Genomic DNA, 21,753 nt, shown 5'->3' with positions numbered 1-21,753 from the left:
GACGCCGGCATCCCGCCGGGCGTGTTCAACCTGGTGAGCGGGAATGGGCCGGAAGTCGGCGCCGCGCTGTCGGCGCATCCGGACGTGGACATGATCTCGATCACCGGTTCAACCCGGGCCGGCGTGCTGGTGGCCCAGGCGGCGGCCCCGACGGTCAAACGCGTGGCCCAGGAGCTCGGCGGCAAATCGCCCAATGTGATCCTGCCGGACGCGGACCTGGCGCGCGCCGTGCCGGCCGGCGTGGGGGCAGCCTTTCGCAACGTCGGCCAGTCTTGCAGCGCGCCGACCCGCATGATCGTGCCGCGTGAGCGCCTCGAGGAAGTTGAACGGATCGCGCTGGAGGCGGCCTTGAACTTTGTCGTGGGCGACCCGCGCTCGGAGCAGACCACGCACGGCCCGGTGGCCAACCGTGCCCAGTTCAACCGGGTGCAGGAAATGATTGGCACCGGGATTTCGGAAGGTGCGCGTCTCGTCTGCGGCGGCCCCGGCCGGCCGGAAGGCCTGGAGCGCGGCTTCTATTGCCGCCCGACCATCTTCTCCGGCGTGAACTCCCAAATGCAGATCGCGCAGGAAGAGATCTTCGGGCCGGTGCTGGTGCTCATCGCCTACGACAGCGTGGACGAGGCGGTGGAGATCGCCAACGACACGGTCTACGGCCTGGGCGCGCATGTGCAGGGCCAGGACCTCGCCGCTGCGCGGGCGGTGGCGGCGCGCATCCGCTCCGGGCAGGTGCATATCAACTACCCGGCCTGGAGCCCGCATGCCCCCTTTGGCGGCTACAAGCGCTCGGGCAACGGCCGCGAATACGGCATCGAGGGCCTTGAGGAGTACCTGGAGACCAAGGCGATCCTGGGTTTCGGGCAGGAGGAGACAGCATGAGCGCGGCATTGGTACAAAAAATGCAGACATCCAGCAACGACCAGAATCCATCCATGTCCCAGCCCCTGCGCATCCTCGAGACTTCCAGCACCCCGCCGGCCAGCGCCGACGTCGTCGTGATCGGCGGCGGGATCATCGGCGTCTTCACCGCTTACTACCTCGCCAAGCGCGGCATGTCGGTTGCCCTGGTCGAAAAAGGCCACATAGGCGCCGAGCAATCAAGCCGCAACTGGGGCTGGTGCCGCCAGCAGAACCGCGACGCGCGCGAGCTGCCCATGGCCACCCGGAGCCTCGAACTCTGGGACCAGTTTGCCGCCGACAGCGGCGAGGACACGGGTTTCACACGCTGCGGCTTGCTGTACCTCAGCGATGACGAGGCCCAGATTGCCGGCTGGGCCAAGTGGCGCGAATTCGCGACGACCGCCGGCGTGACCACACACATGCTGAGCGGCCGCGAGGCTTCGGAGCGGGGCGTGGCGACCGGCCGCACGTGGAAGGGCGGCGTCTTCTCGCCCAGCGACGGCACGGCCGACCCGGCCAAGGCGGCGCCCGCCGTGGCGGCCGCGCTCATGAAACTCGGCGGGACTGTCCACCAGAACTGCGCCGCGCGCGGCATCGAGATGGAGGGCGGCCGGCTCAGCGGCGTCGTCACCGAAGCGGGGACCATCAAGACCCGTACCGCGGTGCTCGCGGGCGGTGCGTGGGCGTCCTCGTTCTGCAACCAGCTCGGCGTGCAATTTCCGCTCGCCACGATACGCCAGTCCATCGTGCGCCTGTCGCCGGTGGCGCAGCAACTGCCGGCGGCACTGACCAGCCCGCGCGTCGCCATCACCCGGCGCCCCGACGGCCATTACGTCCTGGCCATCAGCGGCCGTGGGCGCGCCGACCCCACGCCGCAGCTGCTGCGCTTCGCGCCGCAGTTCATCCCGATGTTCGCCAAGCGCTGGCGCAATGTGTTTCCCGGCGGCCTGGAAGGCATACGCTGGGGCCACGAAACCCGCGCACGATGGAAGCTGGACGCACCCACCCCTATGGAACGGGCGCGCATCCTCAACCCGAAGCCCGACCCCGCGGGCGTCCGCGAAATCCATCGCCGTGCCGTCGACCTGTTGCCCGTGCTGCGCGAAGCCCGCATCGCCAACACCTGGGCGGGCTACATCGACAGCACGCCCGACGGCGTGCCCGGTATCGGGGAACTGCCGCAGGTGCCCGGCCTCATCCTGGCCGCGGGTTTTTCGGGACACGGTTTCGGCATCGGCCCCGGCGCCGGACACCTGATCGCCGACATCGTGTCGGGCGCCCAACCGATCTTCGACCCGAAGCCTTTCGACCCCGCCCGTTTCAAGGAGTCGATGTGGGGCAAGGTGGCTGATTTCTAGGCTTGCCCGTCTTGCTTCACCCCAGCCCGCCCTGGCACAGGTACTTGGTGTGCAAATACTCGTCGAGGCCCCAATGCGAGCCTTCGCGCCCGTAGCCCGACTCCTTCACGCCACCAAAGGGCGCGGCCTGCGCGGCGATGGCGCCTTCGTTGATGCCAACCATTCCGGTCTCCAGGGCCGAGGCCACGCGCCAGATGCGCTTGACGTCGTTCGAATAGAAGTAGCCGGCCAGCCCGTAGGGCGTGTCATTGGCCTGCTCCATCACCTCCGCCTCATTCGCGAAGCGGAAGACCGGCACCACCGGGCCAAAAGTTTCCTCGCACGACAGTTCCATCTCGCGGGTGGCGTTGATGAGCACCGTGGGCGCGTAGTAATTCGGGCCGCGGGCGGTTTCGTTGCGCACCCGTTGGCCGCCCACGATCACTTTGGCACCCTTGGCCACGGCATCGTTCACGTGCCGCTCGATCTTGTCCACCGCACGGGCGTTGATCATCGGGCCGATCTCGGCCTCGGGCCAGTCGGCCGGGCCGACCCGCAAGGCGCCCACCCGAGCGGCCAGCTTGTCGACGAAGCGATCATGGACAGCGGTATGGACGTAGACGCGGTTCGGGCTCACGCAGGTCTGCCCGGCGTTGCGGAACTTGGCGGCCATCAGGCCCTCCACGGCGGCGTCCAGGTCCGCGTCCTCGAACACGATGAAGGGCGCGTTTCCGCCCAGCTCCAGCGACAGCTTCTTCAGCGTCGCGGCGGAATCGCGCGCCAGCAACTTGCCCACCGGGGTACTGCCCGTGAAGCTGATTTTTCGCACCCGCGGATCAGCAAGCCACTCGCCCACCACTTGCGGGGTCCGTTCGCGCGAAGCCGACACGATATTGAGCACGCCCGGCGGCACGCCGGCTTCCTCGGCCAGTTTGACCAGGGCCAGCGCCGTGAGCGGCGTGTCCTCGGCCGGCTTGGCCAGCACCGTGCAGCCGGCGGCCAGCGCGGGCGCGATCTTGCGCGCAATCATCGCGGCCGGGAAGTTCCACGGCGTGACCACCGCCACGATGCCGACGGCCTCCCTCAGCACCAGGAAGCGCTTGCTCGACACCGGCGCGGCGATGATCTCGCCGTTGGCGCGCACGCCCTCCTCGGCAAACCACTCCACGTAGCCGGCGCTGTAGGCGATCTCGCCGCGTGCCTCGGCCAGCGGCTTGCCCTGTTCGCGCGAGATCAGCTGGGCGAGCGGCTCCACGTCGCGCTCGATCAGCGCCTGCCATTTCTTCAGGATCAGGCAGCGCTCACGCGGCGGGCGCGCCTTCCAGGCCGGCAGCGCCAAGGCGGCGGCGTCCGCGGCCAGCCGCGCGTCGGCAGCGCCGCCTTCGCTCACTTGCGCAAGCAGGCTGTCATCGGCCGGATTGCGGACCTCGAAGCAGCGCTCGTCCTGAGCGGGCTGCCAGCGGCCCGCGATGTAGTGTTGTGTGTTCATATTTAACCTCTTCTCAATAGATCAATAAACCAATAAAGCCACCGCCGTCGGCATCGCGCAATCACGGTGGAACGCGGTTTCACCCGGTCACAAGTTCTTCAACATGTCGCGAACAGTTGCCGCAAGGTCATGCCTCGGAACCCAACCCCATGGGGCTGGTCAGGGCCCAGGTCAGCCCAAGGTCCTTTCTGGAAGATAGAAAATTCCCGTGCCGGCGGCATCGCTCACGCGCTGGCGCAGAACACGCTCGAAGTGGCTGGGGTCATGAACCTTCAAAATGGCGGCTTCGCGGGGGCAATGGCAATCCCAGAGCCGCGATACCCAGAAGCGCAAGGCCGCGGCTCGCTCAAGGGCCGGCAACAGACGCTGTTCTTCAGCCACGAGCGGGCGCACCGACTGGTAGGCGGCCAGGAATGCAGCCCTTCGCACGGGGTCAATGCGTCCGTTCCCCAGATCCACGCACCAGTCGTTGAGACAGACACCGATGTCGAACAGGAAGGTGTCGCAACCCGCAAAGTAAAAATCGAGGAGGCCGCTCAGGCAGCCGCCCTCGAACATCACGTTGTCGCGAAACAGGTCGGCATGTACCGGGCCGCGTGGCAGTGCTGCGTAGTCGGGGGATGCGGCAATTCCCGTCTGGAAGTCCAGTTCGTCCAGCAGCAGCTTGCACTGGGCCTGGCCCACGTGTGGCAGCAGAGCCGGCACAGTTTCAGTCCACCACGGAAGGCCGCGCAGGTTGGGCTGGTGCCGGGAATAGTCCTTGCCGGCCAAGTGCATTCGCGCCAGCATTTCGCCCACCGCGGCGCAGTGCCTGGCGTCTGGCGACAGTTCACTCTTTCCTCGCAACCTTCCCACCACTGTCGCCGGCTTGCCCTTGAGGCGGTGCAAGATTCGGCCTTCCGCGTCCGGCGCCGGCTTGGGCACCGGAAGGCCGCGGCTGGCCAGATGCTGCATCAAGTGCAGGTAGAACGGCAATTGCTCCCACGCCAGGCGCTCGAACAGTGTCAGCACGTACTCGCCGCGATCCGTATTCACGAAGTAGTTGGTGTTCTCAATGCCGCCACTGCAGACTGCCATGGCCTGCAGATTGCCGAGACCCACCCGCCGCAGGAAGGCGGCAGCCTCGTCGTAGGGAACTTCGGTGAAGACAGCCATGCTTCGATCAGGAAACGTGTGCGGTAACGAATGCCTTGACCCGCACCGTGTCGGCCGGCAAAACCGTCACGCGCTTGGGCAGGTCTTCGATACCCTGGAACCGCGCGGGCCGGTCGGGCTCGTGGCCCAAGGCTTCAACGATGGTTGCCGCGAACTTGATCGGCAGCGCCGTCTCCAGCACGATCATGGGCACCCCGGGCTGTACGAAGTGGCGCGCCACTTTCAGCCCGTCGGCCGTGTGGGTGTCTATGGTCGCGCCAAAGCGCCGGTGCGTGTCGCGTATCGTCGCCAGGCGGTCGGCGTGCGTGCTCTTGCCGCTGAGGAAGCCGTAGCGCGCACGGGCCTGCGCGAAGGCAGGGTCGGCACTCAGATCGAAATAGCCGTTCTTCGCGAGCTCTTCGCCGAACAAGCGCTTGACCCTGCCCGTATCGCGGCCCAGCAAGTCGAACACGAAACGCTCGAAGTTGCTGGCCTTGGAAATGTCCATCGACGGACTGGAGGTCTCGTAGGTGTCGGCGCTGCCGCGCACCCGATAAACGCCGGTGCGGAAGAATTCGTCCAGCACGTCGTTCTCGTTGGTGGCGAGCACCAGCTTGTCGATGGGCAGGCCCATCATGCGCGCCACATGGCCGGCGCAGATGTTGCCGAAATTGCCCGACGGCACGGTGAAATCGACCTTCTGGATATGAGAATTTTCCGACGAGCCGCCCCTAGGAAACGAGCCCCGGGATTCGTCAGAAAGGGGCAGCGACGACACGTCAGTGCGGAGCGTGGGGGCAAGGTCCGTGGCCTGGAAGTAGCCGGCGAAGTAGTACACCACCTGCGCCATCAGGCGTGCCCAGTTGATCGAGTTGACGGTGCCGATCTTGTACTTACGCTTGAACTCGAGGTCGTTGGAAACGGCCTTGACGATGTCCTGGCAGTCGTCGAACACGCCCTCAATCGCGAGGTTGTGGATGTTGGCATCCTGCAGGCTGAACATCTGCGCCTGCTGAAAGGGACTCATGCGGCCGTGCGGCGAGGTCATGAACACCCGCACGCCCTTCTTGCCCTTCATCGCGTACTCAGCGGCGCTGCCGGTGTCGCCGGAAGTGGCCCCCAGAATGTTCAGCTCCTCGCCGCGTCGGCCCAGCTCGTATTCGAACAGGTTGCCCAGCAGCTGCATGGCCATGTCTTTGAAAGCCAGCGTCGGGCCGTTGGAAAGGGCTTGCAGGTAGACGCCCTCCTCCAGTTGCTTGAGCGGCACGATCTCCTTTGTGCCGAAGACCTCTTCGGTATAGGTCTTGCGGCAGATCGCGCGCAGGTCCTCGGCCGGGATGTCGTCGATATACAGCGAGAGGACTTCAAAGGCGAGTTCCGCATACGGCAAGCCGCGCCACCTGGACAGCTGCCCGGGCGTGACCTGTGGATAGTGCTCCGGCAGGTACAAACCTCCGTCGGGCGCCAGGCCCTCCAGCAGGATTTCGCAAAAAAGTTTGCGGTCGGGGTGGCCGCGGGTGGATAAGTAGAGCATCGTAGGTCTCGTTGCTTGAAGTAGGTCCCGTTCAGCGCAGGGCCATTTGCGCGACGGCAGTGAGCCAACGCACGCCGCAGGCCAGAACGTCGTCGTTGAAGTCGTACGAAGGGTGGTGCAGCGGGGCAGCATGGTCCGCGCCTCGCTGGCCGAGCCACAGGTAGGCCCCGGGCCGCTGCTGGAGCATGAAGGCAAAGTCTTCGGACGTGAAAGCCGGCGTTTCCGCCACCTGTGCTTGCAGGCCGACGCTGCGCGCTGCCTCCAGTGCGAGTTGGGCGTGCTCAGGGCTGTTGATCGTTGCCGGGTAGTAGCGCGTGTACTCGACCTCTATCGCGGTGCCGCTTGCGCGCGCGACACCCGCCGCGACATCGCGGATCGCCTGCTCGATCGTGTCCTGCACATTAGCGTCGAAACTGCGCACAGTGCCGGTCAGCTCCACGGCCGCCGGCAGGACGTTGTGCGATTGGCCGCCGCTGATACGCGTCACCGACAGGACGGCGTTTTGCGTGGGAGGAATTCGCCGCGACACGATGGTGTGCATCTGCGCAACGAGCTGGCTCGCGGCAAGCACCACGTCGGGTGTCCGGTGCGGCTGCGCCGCGTGGCCGCCCTGGCCGCGCACGACGATGTCGAAGCGATCCGCCGCGGCCATGATGGGCCCCGGCCTTGTGGCCACCGTACCCGCGGGCAGGTCGGGCCAGTTGTGCAGGGCGAAGACGGATTCGCACGGAAAGCGGTCGAATAAACCTTGCCGCACCATCTCGCGTGCGCCTCCGCGCCCTTCTTCGGCGGGCTGGAAGATAAAGGCAATTCGGCCATCGAAGTTGCCGGCCCGCGCCAGCTGCTGCGCGGCTCCCAGCAGCATGGCCGTGTGGCCGTCGTGGCCGCAGCCGTGGTGAACGCCGGGGTGGCGGCTGACGTAGGGCCGCCCGGTATCCTCCCGCATGGGAAGCGCGTCCATGTCCGCGCGCAGGCCCACCATGCGTGTCGAATCGCCCTTGCGCAGAACGCCCACCACGCCGGTTCCGCCGATTCCTTCGTGCACTTCCAGGCCGCAGTCGCGCAGCGCGGCGGCGACCACGCCGGAAGTGCGGCGCTCCTCGAACGCCAGCTCAGGGTGTGCGTGCAGGTCACGCCGCAGCGCGACCAGAGCCGGCAGCAAATCTTCTATGTGTTCGATGTCTTTGTCCATGGTTCTCAATACCCCCGCGAACGGTCAACCAGCCCGATCAAGGGCTGGCCCGCCTCGTGCCGGCGGATGTTGGCTAGCACCTGTTCCACGGCCGTCTCCGGCTGCGTCATGCTCGCGATGTGCGGCGTGAGCAGGATCTTCGGGTGTGCCCAGAAGGGGTGGCCCGCCGGCAGCGGCTCCGGATCGGTGACATCGACAACCGCGCCCGACAGCCAGCCCGTCTCCAGCGCATCGAGCAGCGCGGGGTGGTCGAGGTGCGCCCCGCGGCCGACATGCACCAGCGATGCGCCGCGCGGCAGGTGCTGAAACAGGGCCGAGTCGAGAATGCCGCGCGTCTCCGGGGTAAGGGGCAGCAGGCACACGAGGATGTCGGTGCTGGCCAGCATCGCCGGCAGTTCCTCCGGGCCCGAGTAGCAGGCCACGCCTTCAAGCTGGCGGCGCGTGCGGCTCCAGCCGGAGAGCTGGAAGCCGAGTGTGCGCAGCTGGCCCAGCACAGCGCATCCGAGCACGCCCAGGCCGAGGACGCCCACACGGCGCTTCGATGCGGGATAGCTGCGGTGCGCGGCCCAAAGGCCCTCGCGCTGCTGCCGTATATAGGCCGGCAGGTCGCGGTGAAGCGCGAGGACCGCCATCGTGGCGTACTCCACCATGCCGGCGACGACGCCGGGCTCCGCCAGGCGCACCACCGGCAGTTCCGGCGGCAGCGCGGCAAGGTCGAACTGGTCGATTCCCGCGCCCGTGGAGAAAAAGAGCTCCAGCTTGGGAAACTGCCGCGCCATGTCCGGCGGCGGCACCCACGCGGCAAGATAGCGCACGCGGTCCGCCTGTCCGATGTCGGGCCAGATATGAAACGGGATGCCGGGCGCCTTGGCGGCGAACAGGCGTGCCCATTCCGCCCCGCGCGCGGGGTCGGCCTTGTACAGGAACGACATGCGGCTTACTCGTACACGACCCAGATCTTGCGGGTAGTTTCGATGCAGCGCCAAACACCGATGAAGTCGGGCTTCATCACGAAGGCGTCGCCGGCCTGGACCCGCACCGGCGGCTTTCCGTCCTCAGTTAGTTCCGACACGCCCGAGAGGATGTAGCAGAACTCCAGGGTGCCGCCCTTGATCGATCGGAAGGTGCCCGGTGTCGTCTCCCAGATACCGGTGAGCACCTTGTTGTCGGAAGATCGTTCGACTTCCCAACTCCTGAATTGCGGGTTGCCTTCCATGAGGCGTTCCGGCAACGGTGTCCTGTCGCGCGAGGGGCCCAGGTCGTCAAACTTGAAGAAGGTGAGATTGCTCATGAGAGGTGGTCCTTTTGTGAAGAGGGAAATTGATGGACAGGCCGCAGCGGGGAAGTCGTCAGAAAGCACCGACGGTGACTTTCGAGCCGTCGGCAAAGCGCGAGAAGCGGAAGGGCATTGGATCGACGGGTGGCTGATCGCCTGTGACCAGGCTCGCGACCAGCTGCCCCGTGGCAGGGCCGGTACCGAAACCATGGCCGCTGAACCCTGCTGCGAGTACGAAGCCCTTGACGGCATCGACCGGCGAAATGACCGGCACGCCGTCTGGCGTGCTGTCGATGTAGGAAGCCCAGGCCTGGTCCACCGCCACGTCTTTCAAGGCGGGGTACAGGTTCTGGAAGCAACCGAGCAGGTTGAGGATGGCTCGCGGATCCGGCGCGGGATCAAGCACGCGGATCTGCTCGAACGGCGACACCTCGTCGAAGCGCCAGCTCCCCAGCGCTTCGGGGCCGCGAAAGAAGGAGCGGCCAATGCCGAACTCCACAGCCTTGATGCGCTTCATGAACATCGGCATGAATTCGCGTGCGTAGCGCAGCCCCTGCGGTGTGATTTCGAGCTTCGCCTTGCCGCTGATCGCCAGGTTGTAGCCGCCTCCGAGGCGGCGCGTCAGCGAGCACTCCGGCGCGGAGAGCGCCGCCGGCAGGCCTTCGATGGGGCGGGTGCGCAGAACGCTCGCGCGCACGCTCGCCTGCGGGAAGGAGATGCCGTGCCGGCGGCAAAAGGCGGACGCCCAGGCGCCACCGGAACAGACGACGGCGCTGGTCTTGATCAGGCCGCGTTCCGTGACCACGCCGGTGACCGCGCCGTTGCTGATGTCCAGGCCGCGGGCCGCGCAGTCCTGGTGGACGGTAGCGCCCAGCGCCCGTGCGCCTTCGGCAATGCCCGGCGCGGCAAGGGCGGGCTCGGCCGTGCCGTCGTCCATCGAATGCACGCCGCCCAGCCACTGGCGGCTGCCGCTGCCTTCCATGACGCGCGCGGCCTCCGCCGCGTCGAGCATGCGGGTGCGGACGCCGCCGGGCCGTCCGACCTGTTGGCCCCATGTCTCCCAGGTGGAGAGTTGCTGCGGCTTGTCGGTGGCGTAGTACAGGCCGCAGCGGCGGAAACCGAGGTCCCGCCCGATGTCGCGCGTGAGTTCCTCCCAGAGGCGCAGCGCCAGCGTCGCAAGCGGCAGGTCGCGGGCGTCGCGGTTCTGCTGGCGGCACCAGCCCCAGTTGCGGCTGGACTGCTCCCCGCCGATGTAGCCCTTTTCAAGAAGCGCGACCGAGAAGCCGCGCCTGGCCAGGAAATAGGCCGTTGAAACGCCGACAATGCCGCCGCCGATCACCACGGCATCGGCGCGTTCGGGCAGCTTGTCGTCGCTGCGTATGCGAAGAATGGGTGGAGACATAAGTTTGCGTTAGATATCGTCCCGGATGCACGCGGTCGCATGATCCCGGTCGACGAACCTGAGTTCGGGAACCCCGTTCGCGCACGCCGACTGGGCGTGCGGGCAACGCGTACGGAACGCGCAGCCCGAGGGGGGAGACAAGGGGCTGGGAATGTCGCCTTTGAGCAGTTCGCGCGGGCGCCGCTGCCGCGGATCGAGGTTCGGCACGGCGGCCATCAGGGCGCGTGTGTAGGGGTGCCGCGGGTTTTTCAGCAAAGATTCGGCGTCGGCGATCTCCACCAGGCGGCCCAGGTACATCACGGCGATGCGGTCCGAAATATGGCCCACCACCGCGAGGTCGTGGCTGATGAACAGCATCGTGAGGCCGAGGCGCTGCTTCAGCTCGAGCAACAGGTTGATCACCTGGGCCTGCACGGACACGTCCAGGGACGACACCGGTTCGTCGGCCACCAGCAATTGCGGATCGGTCATGAGCGCACGGGCGATGCCGACCCGCTGGCGCTGGCCGCCCGAGAACTCGTGCGGATAGCGCGAGCGGTGCGCCGGGTTCAGCCCGACCGTCTTCAGCACGGCATCGATGCGGTCCCGGCGCTCCTGCAAGCTCAGCTCGGGCATGTGGATTTCCAGCGGCGCCGAGAGCAGTTCCTCAACCGTGTGTTTCGGGTTCAGCGACGAGTACGGGTCCTGGAACACCATCTGCATCGCACGCCGCAGCGGCCGCATCTGGCGCCGCGTGAGGCCCACCAAGGGTTCCCCGTCGAAGTGCACCTCCCCAGCGGTAGGCGGATCCAGGTTCAGGATGGCACGGCCGACCGTGCTTTTGCCCGAGCCGCTTTCGCCCACCAGGCTCAGGACCTCGCCCCGGCGAATCTCGAAACTGACGCCGTCGACCGCCTTGACGTTCTGCGCCGCCTTGCCGAGCCAGCCGCCACCCAGCGGGTACCACTTGCGCAATCCCTCGACTTGCAACAAGGGGGGAGTAAGGGACGTAAGGGGAGCAAGGGGAGCAAGGGGAGTAAGAGGTTTTTGCTGCATCACACGGCTCCTTCAATTTCCGGCCAACGGACGCATCGCACCAGATGGCCCGGCTGTGCGTTCTCCAGGACCGGCACCGCGGCATCGCAGCGGCCCGGCTCGAAATGGCCGCAGCGCGGCCCGAAGGTGCAGCCGGGCGGGTGCGCGGCGGGATCGGGCACGTTGCCCGGAATCGCGAACAACGGGGTTTTGCGGGCGCGGTTCGAATGCAGCCGCGGAACCGAATGGACCAAGCCGCGGCTGTAGGGATGCCGCGGCTGCGTGAAGAGCTCCACAACATCGGCCTGCTCGACGATGCGGCCCGCGTACATCACCATCACACGGTCGGCAATTTCGGCGACGGTGCCAAGGTTGTGCGTGATGTAGATCATGGCCATCTTGGTCTCGGACTGCAGTTTTTCCAACAATTCGAGGATTTGCGCCTGGATGGTGACGTCGAGCGCGGTGGTCGGCTCGTCGGCGATCAGCAGCGAAGGTTCACACGCAATCGCCATGGCGATCATCACGCGCTGCCGCATGCCGCCGGACAGTTCGTGCGGGTAGTTGGTCAGGCGGCGTTTCGGGTCCGAGATGCCGACCTGGTTCAGGAGTTCGGCGGCGCGGTCCGTGGCGGCACGCGCGCTCATCCCGAGGTGGATACGCAAGCTCTCGCAGATCTGCGCGCCGACGGTGTGCACCGGATTCAGCGAGGTCATCGGTTCCTGGAAGATCACCGAGGCGACGCCTCCCCGCACCCGCCGCATCACGCGCTCGGGCGTTCCGACCAGTTCATACGAGTTGCCATCGCGGGCCATCAGGCGTGCGGAACCCGTGATGGTGCAGTACGGCGCGGGCGGCGTGAGGCCGAGCAGGCCGAGGCAGGTCACGCTCTTGCCGGAACTGGTTTCCCCCACCAGCGCCAGTGTCTCGCCGCGGCGCACCGAGAAGCTGACGTCGCGCACGGCATGCACCGTTCCGGCTGCCGTGCGGAAAGCGACATTCAGGTCGCGTACATCCAGGATGTTCTCCGCTTGCGCGCCGGCTTGGGCGGCAGGGGTGCGGATGGGTTCGTAAAGATTCATGTCCATCACCTCAACGATCCAGTTTGGCGTCCAGCGCATCGCGCAGGCCGTCACCAATGAAATTGAAGCTCGTGACCGTGAGCGTGATGGCCAGCCCCGGCACGATGGCGAGCCAGGGCGCGTTGGTCAGGTAGCTCTGCGCGTTCTCCAGCATGTTTCCCCAGCTCGGCGTCGGCGGCTGGATGCCAAAGCCCAGGAAGCTGATGTAGGACTCGGCCAGGATGGCGTGCGCGATGTTCAGCGTCGCTGCAACCACGATGGGCGCGACAGCGTTGGGCAAAAGTTCACGGAACATGATGCGGCTGTCGCTGGCGCCCAGCGATTCAGCGGCGAGCGCGAAATCGCGTTCGCGCAGCGAACGGATCTGCCCTTCCACCACGCGCGCCACCTCCATCCAGCTCGCCAGGGCGATCAGCAACACGATGGACGCGACCGAAGGCTCGATCAGGGCCGCAATGGCCAGCAGCAGGAAGATGGTCGGGAAGCAGAGCATCGCATCCACGAAGCGCATCAGCGCAGCCCCGATCGCGCCGCGGTAGAAACCCGCCAGGAGACCGACCAGGACGCCGACCACCACCGCCAAGGCGGTGGCCGCAAAGCCGATGGACAGGGAGATGCGGCCGGCATACATCAGGCGCACCAGGACGTCACGGCCCAGCGGATCGGTTCCGAGCACGTGCGCGCCGGCGAACGGCTCCGTCAAGCGTGCGCGAATGTCGGTGTCGGTGGCATTGAATGGCATCAGCCAGGGGCCCACGAAGCTGAAGATCGTCATGAACAGCACGACGCCCACGCCCAAAAGCGCAGCCCGGTGGCGCAAAAAACGCCTCAAGGCCGGATAGCGCTCGGCGAAGGTGCGGCGCGGCGGAACCAGCGAAGCGGTCTGGACGGTGCTCATTTCGACGCTCCTTTGATGCGCGGATCCGCGACGGAATAAAGAAGGTCCGCGAGCAGGCTGCCCAGCAGAACCATGCAAGCCGTGAACATCAGCATCCCCATCACCACGGGGTAGTCGCGGTTGCTGACGCTGTCGAGGAACAGCCGGCCCATGCCGGGCCAGGTGAAGACGGTTTCCGTCACCAGCGCGCCGCTCAGCAAGGTGGACACGTGCAGGCCGGTGATCGTGATCATCGGCAGCAGCGCGTTGCGCAGCGCATGGTGCAGCAGGATCCGCATGGCCGGCACGCCCTTGGACTTGGCGGTGCGGATGTAGTCCTGGTTCACCACGTCCAGCATCGAAGAGCGCATGTAGCGGCTCCACACCGCCGTGGATACCAGCGCCAGCACGATGCAAGGCAGCAGCAGATGCTGCAGCCGGTCGACAAAGGAGCCGTCTCCGATGTTCTCGCGGTTACCCGCCGGAAGCCAGCCCAGGTTCACCGAGAACACGTAGATGACGGCCAGGCCGAACCAGAACGTGGGAATCGACAGGGCGACCATCGCCCCCACCGTGGCCAGGTGGTCGAAGAACGAGTAGCGCCGCACCGCACCCAGGATGCCGATCAGCCCGCCGATGAACATCGCGAGCAGGGTCGAGCTCACCATGAGTTCGAGCGTCGGCCCGATGTGCATGCCGATCTTCTTGAGCACCGGCAACTGGTCGCGATAGGAGCTTCCCCAGTCGCCGGTCACCAGGCTTCCCACCCAGTCCAGGTACTGGATCGGCAGCGGCCTGTTCAAGCCGTACTGCGCCATCAGGCGATCGACGTCTTCCTGGCCGAGATTGCCGGTGGCCACGAATTGCGCCAGCGGCCCCCCCGGCGCGAGATGCAGGATCGCGAAGGCGATCATCGAGACCAGCACGAGCAGCAGCAGCGACTGCAGCAAGCGGCGCAGGAGATAGCGTCCCATGATGCGTCAGGCCGTCCAGCGCCAGCCGGCCGCGTTCCAGGTATTCGTCCGCGCGTTCACGTTGTTCACGTAGCCCGTCAGTCCGGCCTTCGTGCCCTCGATAAACACCTCGCCGAAGATAGGCAGGAACGGCAGGTCGTCATTGATGAGCTCCTGGACCTTGGCGTAGATTTCCTTGCGCTTGACGATGTTGTATTCCTGGCGGCCCCTGGCGAGCAGCGTATCGACCCCGCCGTTTTTGTACTGGCTCACGTTCGCACCCGATCCGCTCTGCTTCGGAATGCGGCCGGAGCCGAAGCGGTTGGTGACGTCCGGGTCCGAGGCTATGGTGTAGGTCGTCCCGGTCATCAGGCTGTCGAACTCGGAGTTCCTCCAGAAATCGGCCCACAGCACCGCAGCCACCAGGTTCTTGATCAGCATCTCGACGCCGATCTTCTTGAAATCATCGGCAATGAGCTGCTGCGTCTGCGCCCGCAGGGAGTTGCCGGTGGTCGTGGAGTTGGTGAAGGACAGCCGCACGCCGTTTTTGACACGGATGCCATCCGGGCCCCGCACCCAGCCGGCCTGGTCCAGCATCGCGCCGGCCTTTTTCAGGTCGTACTCGGGCTTCGGCAGGTTGGGGTTGGCGGCCCAGTGCGTCGGGGTCATGTAGTTGTTCGCCGGCTTGGGCACGCCGTAATACACAAGATCGCAAATCGACTGCCGGTCGATCGCAATGTTCAGCGCCTTGCGCACCGCCTTGTCTCCGAGAACAGGATGCGCAAGGTTGAGCGTCAGGTTTTCTACCCCGGCGCGAGGCACGGCTTGAACGCGGCGGCCACCCAAGGCAATCGCTTCCTTGTAGAAGTTGGCGGGGATGCCTTGCAGGCCGATGTAGTCGATCTCCCCGGTCTTGAACTGGGTGTACATCGCGTTCAGGTCCGGCACGTACTTGAAGATGAGCCGGTTCAGGGACGGTCCCTTGCCGAAGTAATTCGGGCTGGCTTCCAAAATCATGTGGTCGCCGGTCTTGCGGCTGACGAAGCGGAACGGCCCGGTGCCGACGGGCGCGGCGGCGAATTTCGATGAGTTCGGATCCGCATCCTGGGAAAGAACGTGCGCGGGGACGATGAAAGTCCAGCTCAGCACAGACGCAAGCGGAGCGTGCGGCTCCTTCAGTTTCCAGGTGACCACCTGGTTGCTTTCGACAGCCACGGACGTGATGAGCTCGAAGCCGCCGCGGCTGGCGGCGCGAAAGCCCGGGTTCTTCATCAGGTTGATCGAATACCTGATGTCCTCGGCCGTCATCGGCTTGCCGTCATGCCATTTCACGTCGTTGCGCAACTCGACGCGCCAAGTCAGGCCGTCGGCCGAAATGCCGCCGTTCTCGATGGTGGGCACCGCCTTCGCCAGCACCGGAACGAACTTGCCCTCCGCGTCCAGCATCCACAGCGGGCTGAAGAGGTTCCACCAGACGCCCTGGTCCACCTCGTTGGCGGCCATCAGCGGATGCAGGACGGTCACTTCCTGCGCGAAGCCGAGGATGGCCTGGCCCGTCGGCTTCGTGGCAGGCGTGGAGGCGTAGGCACTCTCCGCCACACCCAGGGAAGCCAGGGCAAAGCTTGCCGCCCCGGCAAATACGGCGTCGCGCCGTGTCAGTTTGCCCATGAGGGCATCGCCAGTGTTGTGGGTCTGTTTCATGTGGGTACCTTTCAGTTCGCGGTTGGAATCATTCATGGTGGTCTCCTGGTTAGGGGTTGCGGGGGCTGGCTGGATAGATGGATGGATTGGGCAGGGGCGGCCTAGAATTCCGCGACCTTGCCCCACGCGGAGCTGCTGAATCGGCCGGGCCGAAAGGGTGTGGGATCCACGATCGGTTCGGCGCCGGTGGCCAGGTCCGCAATCAGATGACCTGCGCCGGGGCCGATGCCAAAGCCGTGTCCCGAAAAGCCGGCGGCCAGAATGAATCCCGGCATGCCCGGCACTTCGCCAATGCCGGGAACACCGTCCGGCGTGCTGTCGACGAAGCCGGCCCACGCGTGCGTGATCTTTGCGCCCTGAAGTTGGGGCAGCAGTTCGACGGCGCGGCGGTGGGTCTCCTTGATCGTGCTCAGGCAGGGCGTCGGATCGAGGATGCGCATCCGCTCCATGGGCGTCGGCGCATCGAGCCGCCACCGCCTCAGCGTTTCGTGGCCACCCCGGATGCCTTGCAGGCCACCCGGCAGAAGGCTGCGCCAGCGCTTGGCGAACATCGGCACGAATTGCGGAGCGAAGCGCATGAACTGCGGCGTAATGTCCACGCGCGCGCGGCCGCTGATGGCCAGTGCGTAGCGCCCATCGCCGCGGCGCGTGGCCGACACTCCCTGCATCACCAGGGCATCGGGCAAGTGATGCTCCACGGGGGACACGCTGAGGATGGATTGGCGGATAGACGCTTGCGGGAAACGGATGCCCAGCTGGCGGCAGAACGCGGATGCCCAGGCGCCGCCGGCGAGCACGGCCGTCCTGGTTTTGATGACGCCGGCTTCCGTGATGACACCGCTGACGCGCCCGCCTTCCGTCTCGATGCCGCGGGCGGCACAACTCTGGTGGACGCTGCCGCCGAGCTTCATGAGCGCAGCCGCCACGGCCGGCGCGGCCTTGGCGGGATCGGCGGTGCCGTCGTTGGGCGAGAAGACACCGCCCTTCCAGGCGCGGCCGGTGACATTCCCCCGCTCGGCAGCCTCGCGGCTGCTGAGCATGTGGCTCGTGACGCCGGAGGTCTTGGCAAAATCGCGCCAGTTGGCCCAGCCCGACAATTCAGCCTCGTCGTTGCTGAGAAACAGCAGCCCGCAGCGACGAAAACCCGTGTCTTCGCCACTGTCGATGGCAAACTGGTCCCAGAGTTCGAGGCTCCTGGTGGCCATAGGCAGTTCACGCGCGTCGCGGTTCTGCTGGCGGCACCAGCCCCAGTTGCGGCTGGACTGCTCGGCGCCGATGCGGCCCTTTTCGACCAGGGCGACCGAAACGCCGCGCTGGGCCAGGTAGTAGGCGGCAAAGACACCAACGATGCCGCCGCCGATCACGACGACGTCAGCGGAGGCCGGCGGCTTGGGGGAGGTGTTGAGGTGGACTAAGGGAGGGGACATGATGGATTTCGCTCGCCCGTTCAAGCCTGGACGGCCTGCACCACAAAGAACTTCGCCACGCGATCACTGCTTTCCCATCCGACCGAGACGCCTTTCGGCACAAAAAGCGCATCGCCGATGCCTGCCGACAACACGCTGCCATCGGGCGCTGCGAATCGCACGCTGCCGGCCACGAGGTGCATGAACTCGTTCTGGCGATGCGGGCGGACGATCCGGTGGTAGGGGGTTGAATCCCAGGTACCCGCGCGGTACTCCACGCTTTCCTCGGTAAAGACGTTGTCACTGCGACATTCCGGGGCCGGGCCTAGCAGCGCCTCCGGCGGCAGCGTTGCGGACGGCTTGAAGTCGGCGTCGGCGCGCAAGGGAACAAGGCTGTGCTTTGTCGGCTTGCCGCAAGCGGCCGCGCAAAACGAAAACTGCACGCGGGATGCGGCGTGGATGCGAAGCGCGGTGCCGCATCCGATGACGGCACCCGCTTGGGGGCCGAGCACCAGCGGGGCCGCTCCGGCCACCGTCAGCGTCAGTTCTCCTTCCGACACGACGATGGTTTCGATGTGGGGATAACTTGCGACGTCGAGCTCACCAATGAAGCTGGTTCGGCCCACGGCCATCGCGTCGGGCCCTTCCCAGGCGATTTCGCGATTTCGCGCAAAGGGATCATCCTTGCCGAACGCCGCCCGGCGAAAAGAAGTTGAAACGGGTGTGCCGTTGGCACGGTGCAGCATTAAGGCCACTGTCATGATTGCTCCTGCGCATTGCGCGATGGTTTCACTGTCGTACTGGGCATCGAGGCGTCCTGAAAACCCAGGATCGCCTTGGTCTCCAGGTATTCCTCAAGGCCTTCGATGCCGTATTCGCGGCCGTTGCCCGAGCGTTTGTAGCCGCCAAAGGGGGCATGGGGGCTCCAGGCCGGGTAATTGATGTGCACCTGCCCCGAGCGGATGCGCGCCGCCACCGCCCGCGCCGCGGCCAGGTCCTGGCCCTGCACATGCGCGCCCAGGCCGTAGACCGTGTCGTTGGCGATCTCCACCGCCTCGTCCACGCTGTCGTAGGCGATGATCACCAGCACCGGCCCGAAGATCTCTTCCTGCGCGATCTGCATTTGGGAGTTCACGCCGGAGAAGATGGTCGGGCGGCAATAGAAGCCGCGCTCCAGGCCCTCCGGCCGGCCCGGGCCGCCGCAGACGAGGCGCGCGCCCTCGGCAATCCCGATGCCAATCATTTCCTGCACCCGGTTGAACTGCGCGCGGTTGGCCACCGGGCCGTGCGTGGTCTGCGGCGAGCGCGGATCGCCCACAACAAAGCCCAAGGCCGCTTCGAGCGCGATCCGTTCAACTTCCTCGAGGCGCTCACGCGGCACGATCATGCGGGTCGGCGCGCTACAGGACTGGCCGACGTTGCGAAATGCTGCCCCCACGCCGGCCGGCACGGCGCGCGCCAGGTCCGCGTCCGGCAGGATCACATTGGGCGATTTGCCGCCAAGCTCCTGGGCCACACGCTTGACCGTCGGGGCCGCCGCCTGGGCCACCAGCACGCCGGCCCGGGTTGAACCGGTGATCGAGATCATGTCCACRTCCSGATGCGCCGACAGCGCGGCGCCGACTTCCGGCCCATTCCCGCTCACCAGGTTGAACACGCCCGGCGGGATGCCGGCGTCWTGCACCACCTCGGCAAACAGCAGGGCGCTCAGGGGYGACAGCTCGCTGGGTTTGAGGACGACGGTGCATCCGGCGGCCAGGGCGGGGCCGACCTTGGCGGTGATCTGGTAGAGCGGCCAGTTCCAGGGKGTGATCAGGCCGCACACGCCGATGGCYTCGCGCTGGATAGTCACGTCGCCTCGGTGGGAGAGAAAGGGATAGCYGGCCAGGTTGTCACGGGCCACGCGGATGTGCTCGGCCGCGACCGGCACCTGGGTGCTGCGCGCAAAGCCGATGGCGGCGCCCATCTCCAGCGAGATCGCCTGGGCGAAGAGTTCGGCTCGTTCGAGGATCAGGGCGTGGACGCGGCCGAGCAGCAAGGCCCGGCTTTCGGCGGAACTGACAGACCAGGTGGCAAAGGCGCTGCGGGCGGCGGCCACAGCTGTTGCGACGTCCTCGGCGGTTCCCAAGGCGATCTGCGCGATGGGCTCTTCGGTCGACGGGTTGATGACGCTGGCCCGGGCTTGCCCCGCGGGCAGGACCCATTCGCCGTCTATAAACAGGCGGTCCAGGCGGCCGGCCGCTTTGAGCCGTTCAACGACCAAACCCACCTGCACTGGGGCCAGGGGCGAGGGCAATTGTGTGGTCATGGTCAGGGGCCTCGGGTTGGTGGGCGTCATCGGAATGACTTGATGTCCCGGAGTATCGGAACGCCAATTCATGCGGTCAAATATAAGTTTTAGCGATATTCATACAATATTGATATGTAGTGATCTGGTAGGCCAAAAGGATACGGGTAACCCCTGATAGGAGTCCGTAGACTGTGGGGCTGGCATATCAAATTGGAATGAATAGCCTCGGAATTTTTATTGGACTGCATGGGCCTGCATCCCGATACTCGACCGCATGACATCCGCCCCCACCACCCTCACAGTCAAGCACTCCGAAGCCGCCGCCACAACCGATGCCGCCCGCCTGCGACCGTTCGAGCCAGGCGACTTGCCGGCCGCGCACGCTTTATCGAGCACCTTCAATTGGCCGCATCGGATCGAGGACTGGCAATTTGCGTTGTCGCTGGGGCAAGGCGTGGTCGCCGAACGCGACGGGAAAGTATTGGGCACCGCACTGTCCTGGCAATTTGGGAGCTACGCCACCATCGGCTTGGTGATCGTCGCGCCCGAGCTGCAGGGCCAGCGCATCGGCAATCGCATGATGGAGACCTTGCTCGATCAGCTGTCCCCACGAGACGTGCTGCTGCACGCGACCGTGGCAGGGCGCGGCCTGTATGAGCGCCTGGGATTCGTCTCTACAGGCGAAATCGACCAGCACCAGGGCGTGCTTGCGGCCCTGCCGGCGCTGGCGGTACGTGAGGGGGACCGCCTGCGGCCGCTGACGGATGCCGACGTCGAATCCCTGATCGCGATGGACGCCCGTGGCGCGGGCATGCCGCGCGGCGAGCTGCTTCGCCGCTTGTTCGCCCAGGAAAGGACGGTTGTTCTAGAGCGCGGCGGCCAGGCCGCCGGCTTCGCCGTACTTCGCCGCTTCGGCCGCGGGCATCTCGTCGGGCCGGTGGCGGCGCCGGATTTCGATGCCGCACGCGTGTTGATCTCCGATTGCTGCCGTCACATCGAGGGTTTTGTGCGCGTCGACGTATACGCCATGAGCGGTTTGTCGGCATGGCTGGAGAGCCTGGGGCTGCCGCGCGTCGGCGGCGGGACCATCATGGTCCGCGGCCGCGTGCCGGGTCGGGGTCCTGCCCAGGGCGGCTGGGCCCTGGTCACCCAGGCGATCGGCTGACCTTCTTGCTCTTGCGAACGGTGTTTTCCGCGCCGCCTACCGCGATGCGCACGGCCTCGAGGAAGTCCGCGACGAGCGCCTGCGCCGGCTGCTGGGGGGCGCGCACCAAATGGCAGTTGAAGTGGATGGCCGGCTCGAACTCCAGGGCATGCACGCCCGTGAGCGCCAGCTCGCTCAGCATCGCCGGATCCACGATGCTGACGCCCAGGCCCAGCGTCACCATCGCGCAGGCGGCCGTCGCCAGCGAAGTTTCGATCTCCAGCCTGCGCACCTCGGGATCGAAGACTTTGTCGATGGCCGCACGCATCACGTCCGGGGACGCAAACGATATGAACGACTCGCCGGCCAGGTCCGAAGGACCGACCTTGCGCTTGCGCCCCAGCCGGTGCCCCCGCGGCACGATGCACACGGCACGCTCCGAATACACGAGTTCGGTGTCGACCTCCTGCGGCAGCGCGACATAGCCGACCAGGCCGAGCTCGTAATAGCCGGACGACACCCACTTGCAGATCGTCGCGGAGTCGGCCGTGTGAACCACGACCGGCACGCGCGGGCGCATTCCGCGAAAGACTTGCAGGATGCGCGGCACCGGGCTGATGCTGATGCTGGGTGAGACGGCGATTCGCAAGCCCTCGACTCCCAGCGTGCGGATGCGGTCCGCCGCCGCGCCGATGGACTGCAGCCCCACATAAACGCGGTCCACTTCCTTCAGCAGCGCTTGTGCTTCAGGCGTGGGGACCACGCGCAACCCGACACGTTCGAACAGCTTCAGCTGCGTCTCGCGCTGCAGCAGCGCGATGGCCCGGCTGACGTTGGGCTGCGACGTGTGCAGTTGCGCGGCGGCAAGCGTCATCGAGCCTGTGTGCATGACGGCGCGGAAGCACTCGATCTGGCGGTAGTTCATGTCAGCCTTGTATTAAGAACGGCAAAACATGTATTTAACTGCATAAATCCGCGGTCCGGTACCGCAGGTGCTTGCCAAGGCCGCGAGGCGAGCGACC

Annotated in this window: 19 protein-coding genes; 3 read left to right on the top strand and 16 right to left on the bottom strand. The window is 66.2% G+C overall.

Translation table 11 applies throughout. From position 1 onward, the window contains the following. Together AC1D0O_RS21190 and AC1D0O_RS21185 are read left to right on the top strand one after the other, a co-directional pair. Positions 1-879, top strand: an 879-nt coding sequence (locus AC1D0O_RS21190) for an aldehyde dehydrogenase family protein (protein WP_477655464.1), incomplete at its 5' end; no start/stop codon positions are given. A 53-nt stretch (positions 880-932) separates the two neighbouring features. Beyond that, positions 933-2,258: an NAD(P)/FAD-dependent oxidoreductase gene (locus AC1D0O_RS21185; protein ID WP_477655468.1), complete on the top strand. Its 1,326-nt coding sequence runs from the start codon at positions 933-935 to the stop codon at positions 2,256-2,258. A gap of 16 nt (positions 2,259-2,274) precedes the next feature. Here the strand turns inward: AC1D0O_RS21185 and AC1D0O_RS21180 are convergent, their stop codons facing one another. The 15 genes from AC1D0O_RS21180 to AC1D0O_RS21110 form a co-directional block, all read right to left on the bottom strand. Further along, the gene (locus AC1D0O_RS21180) at positions 2,275-3,726 is read right to left on the bottom strand and encodes an NAD-dependent succinate-semialdehyde dehydrogenase (RefSeq protein WP_477655463.1); all 1,452 of its coding nucleotides are present in this window, start codon (positions 3,724-3,726) and stop codon (positions 2,275-2,277) included. Between the two features lie 171 nt (positions 3,727-3,897). Further along, positions 3,898-4,881 (bottom strand): homoserine kinase, encoded by a 984-nt coding sequence (locus AC1D0O_RS21175; RefSeq protein WP_477655462.1) that lies wholly within the window; start codon positions 4,879-4,881, stop codon positions 3,898-3,900. A gap of 7 nt (positions 4,882-4,888) precedes the next feature. Then, entirely contained in the window at positions 4,889-6,394 is a 1,506-nt protein-coding gene (locus tag AC1D0O_RS21170) for a threonine synthase (RefSeq protein ID WP_477655461.1), read from the bottom strand. Positions 6,395-6,425: 31 nt separating this feature from the next. Further along, the gene (locus tag AC1D0O_RS21165) at positions 6,426-7,586 is read right to left on the bottom strand and encodes a M20 aminoacylase family protein (protein WP_477655467.1); all 1,161 of its coding nucleotides are present in this window, start codon (positions 7,584-7,586) and stop codon (positions 6,426-6,428) included. Between the two features lie 5 nt (positions 7,587-7,591). Next, on the bottom strand, positions 7,592-8,518 hold the full coding sequence (locus AC1D0O_RS21160; protein WP_477655460.1) for a 2-hydroxyacid dehydrogenase: 927 nt from the start codon (positions 8,516-8,518) through the stop codon (positions 7,592-7,594). Between the two features lie 5 nt (positions 8,519-8,523). Beyond that, positions 8,524-8,877 (bottom strand): cupin domain-containing protein, encoded by a 354-nt coding sequence (locus AC1D0O_RS21155; RefSeq protein WP_477655459.1) that lies wholly within the window; start codon positions 8,875-8,877, stop codon positions 8,524-8,526. A gap of 58 nt (positions 8,878-8,935) precedes the next feature. Continuing rightward, positions 8,936-10,264 (bottom strand): NAD(P)/FAD-dependent oxidoreductase, encoded by a 1,329-nt coding sequence (locus AC1D0O_RS21150; protein ID WP_477655458.1) that lies wholly within the window; start codon positions 10,262-10,264, stop codon positions 8,936-8,938. Between the two features lie 9 nt (positions 10,265-10,273). Beyond that, positions 10,274-11,236 (bottom strand): ABC transporter ATP-binding protein, encoded by a 963-nt coding sequence (locus tag AC1D0O_RS21145; RefSeq protein ID WP_477655457.1) that lies wholly within the window; start codon positions 11,234-11,236, stop codon positions 10,274-10,276. Positions 11,237-11,298: 62 nt separating this feature from the next. Next, positions 11,299-12,360: an ABC transporter ATP-binding protein gene (locus tag AC1D0O_RS21140; protein WP_477655456.1), complete on the bottom strand. Its 1,062-nt coding sequence runs from the start codon at positions 12,358-12,360 to the stop codon at positions 11,299-11,301. A gap of 10 nt (positions 12,361-12,370) precedes the next feature. Next, entirely contained in the window at positions 12,371-13,258 is an 888-nt protein-coding gene (locus AC1D0O_RS21135) for an ABC transporter permease (RefSeq protein ID WP_477655455.1), read from the bottom strand. Beyond that, positions 13,255-14,211 (bottom strand): ABC transporter permease, encoded by a 957-nt coding sequence (locus AC1D0O_RS21130; protein ID WP_477655454.1) that lies wholly within the window; start codon positions 14,209-14,211, stop codon positions 13,255-13,257. The genes AC1D0O_RS21135 and AC1D0O_RS21130 overlap by 4 nt, the downstream gene beginning before the upstream one ends. Before the next feature lie 6 nt (positions 14,212-14,217). Then, the gene (locus AC1D0O_RS21125) at positions 14,218-15,927 is read right to left on the bottom strand and encodes a peptide ABC transporter substrate-binding protein (RefSeq protein WP_477655453.1); all 1,710 of its coding nucleotides are present in this window, start codon (positions 15,925-15,927) and stop codon (positions 14,218-14,220) included. Between the two features lie 65 nt (positions 15,928-15,992). Next, a complete protein-coding gene (locus AC1D0O_RS21120; RefSeq protein WP_477655452.1) occupies positions 15,993-17,318 on the bottom strand; it encodes an NAD(P)/FAD-dependent oxidoreductase in 1,326 nt (441 codons plus the stop codon). Between the two features lie 20 nt (positions 17,319-17,338). After that, entirely contained in the window at positions 17,339-18,058 is a 720-nt protein-coding gene (locus tag AC1D0O_RS21115; RefSeq protein WP_477655451.1) for a cupin domain-containing protein, read from the bottom strand. Next, positions 18,055-19,605, bottom strand: a complete 1,551-nt coding sequence (locus tag AC1D0O_RS21110) for an aldehyde dehydrogenase family protein (RefSeq protein WP_477655450.1) — start codon at positions 19,603-19,605, stop codon at positions 18,055-18,057. Before AC1D0O_RS21110 ends, AC1D0O_RS21115 begins: the two co-directional genes overlap by 4 nt. A 256-nt stretch (positions 19,606-19,861) precedes the next feature. On the opposite strand from AC1D0O_RS21110, the gene AC1D0O_RS21105 reads away from it, so the two are divergent. Further along, positions 19,862-20,752, top strand: coding sequence for a GNAT family N-acetyltransferase (locus tag AC1D0O_RS21105; protein ID WP_477655449.1), 891 nt, complete (start codon positions 19,862-19,864; stop codon positions 20,750-20,752). Here the strand turns inward: AC1D0O_RS21105 and AC1D0O_RS21100 are convergent. Next, entirely contained in the window at positions 20,733-21,656 is a 924-nt protein-coding gene (locus AC1D0O_RS21100) for a LysR substrate-binding domain-containing protein (protein ID WP_477655448.1), read from the bottom strand. The two genes, AC1D0O_RS21105 and AC1D0O_RS21100, sit on opposite strands and share 20 nt — an antisense overlap. Between the last annotated feature and the right edge of the window lie 97 nt (positions 21,657-21,753).

It is taken from the genome of Polaromonas sp. P1_F2 (genome assembly GCF_056405735.1).
This window is presented reverse-complemented; position numbering and strand designations above follow the sequence as displayed.

Coding starts and splice junctions, on each gene's coding strand:
- AC1D0O_RS21185 (WP_477655468.1), top strand. CDS start 933: ATGTCCCAGCCCCTGCGCATCCTCGAGACTTCCAGCACCCCGCCGGCC.
- AC1D0O_RS21180 (WP_477655463.1), bottom strand. CDS start 3,726: ATGAACACACAACACTACATCGCGGGCCGCTGGCAGCCCGCTCAGGAC.
- AC1D0O_RS21175 (WP_477655462.1), bottom strand. CDS start 4,881: ATGGCTGTCTTCACCGAAGTTCCCTACGACGAGGCTGCCGCCTTCCTG.
- AC1D0O_RS21170 (WP_477655461.1), bottom strand. CDS start 6,394: ATGCTCTACTTATCCACCCGCGGCCACCCCGACCGCAAACTTTTTTGC.
- AC1D0O_RS21165 (WP_477655467.1), bottom strand. CDS start 7,586: ATGGACAAAGACATCGAACACATAGAAGATTTGCTGCCGGCTCTGGTC.
- AC1D0O_RS21160 (WP_477655460.1), bottom strand. CDS start 8,518: ATGTCGTTCCTGTACAAGGCCGACCCCGCGCGCGGGGCGGAATGGGCA.
- AC1D0O_RS21155 (WP_477655459.1), bottom strand. CDS start 8,877: ATGAGCAATCTCACCTTCTTCAAGTTTGACGACCTGGGCCCCTCGCGC.
- AC1D0O_RS21150 (WP_477655458.1), bottom strand. CDS start 10,264: ATGTCTCCACCCATTCTTCGCATACGCAGCGACGACAAGCTGCCCGAA.
- AC1D0O_RS21140 (WP_477655456.1), bottom strand. CDS start 12,360: ATGAATCTTTACGAACCCATCCGCACCCCTGCCGCCCAAGCCGGCGCG.
- AC1D0O_RS21135 (WP_477655455.1), bottom strand. CDS start 13,258: ATGAGCACCGTCCAGACCGCTTCGCTGGTTCCGCCGCGCCGCACCTTC.
- AC1D0O_RS21130 (WP_477655454.1), bottom strand. CDS start 14,211: ATGGGACGCTATCTCCTGCGCCGCTTGCTGCAGTCGCTGCTGCTGCTC.
- AC1D0O_RS21125 (WP_477655453.1), bottom strand. CDS start 15,927: ATGAATGATTCCAACCGCGAACTGAAAGGTACCCACATGAAACAGACC.
- AC1D0O_RS21120 (WP_477655452.1), bottom strand. CDS start 17,318: ATGTCCCCTCCCTTAGTCCACCTCAACACCTCCCCCAAGCCGCCGGCC.
- AC1D0O_RS21115 (WP_477655451.1), bottom strand. CDS start 18,058: ATGACAGTGGCCTTAATGCTGCACCGTGCCAACGGCACACCCGTTTCA.
- AC1D0O_RS21105 (WP_477655449.1), top strand. CDS start 19,862: ATGACATCCGCCCCCACCACCCTCACAGTCAAGCACTCCGAAGCCGCC.
- AC1D0O_RS21100 (WP_477655448.1), bottom strand. CDS start 21,656: ATGAACTACCGCCAGATCGAGTGCTTCCGCGCCGTCATGCACACAGGC.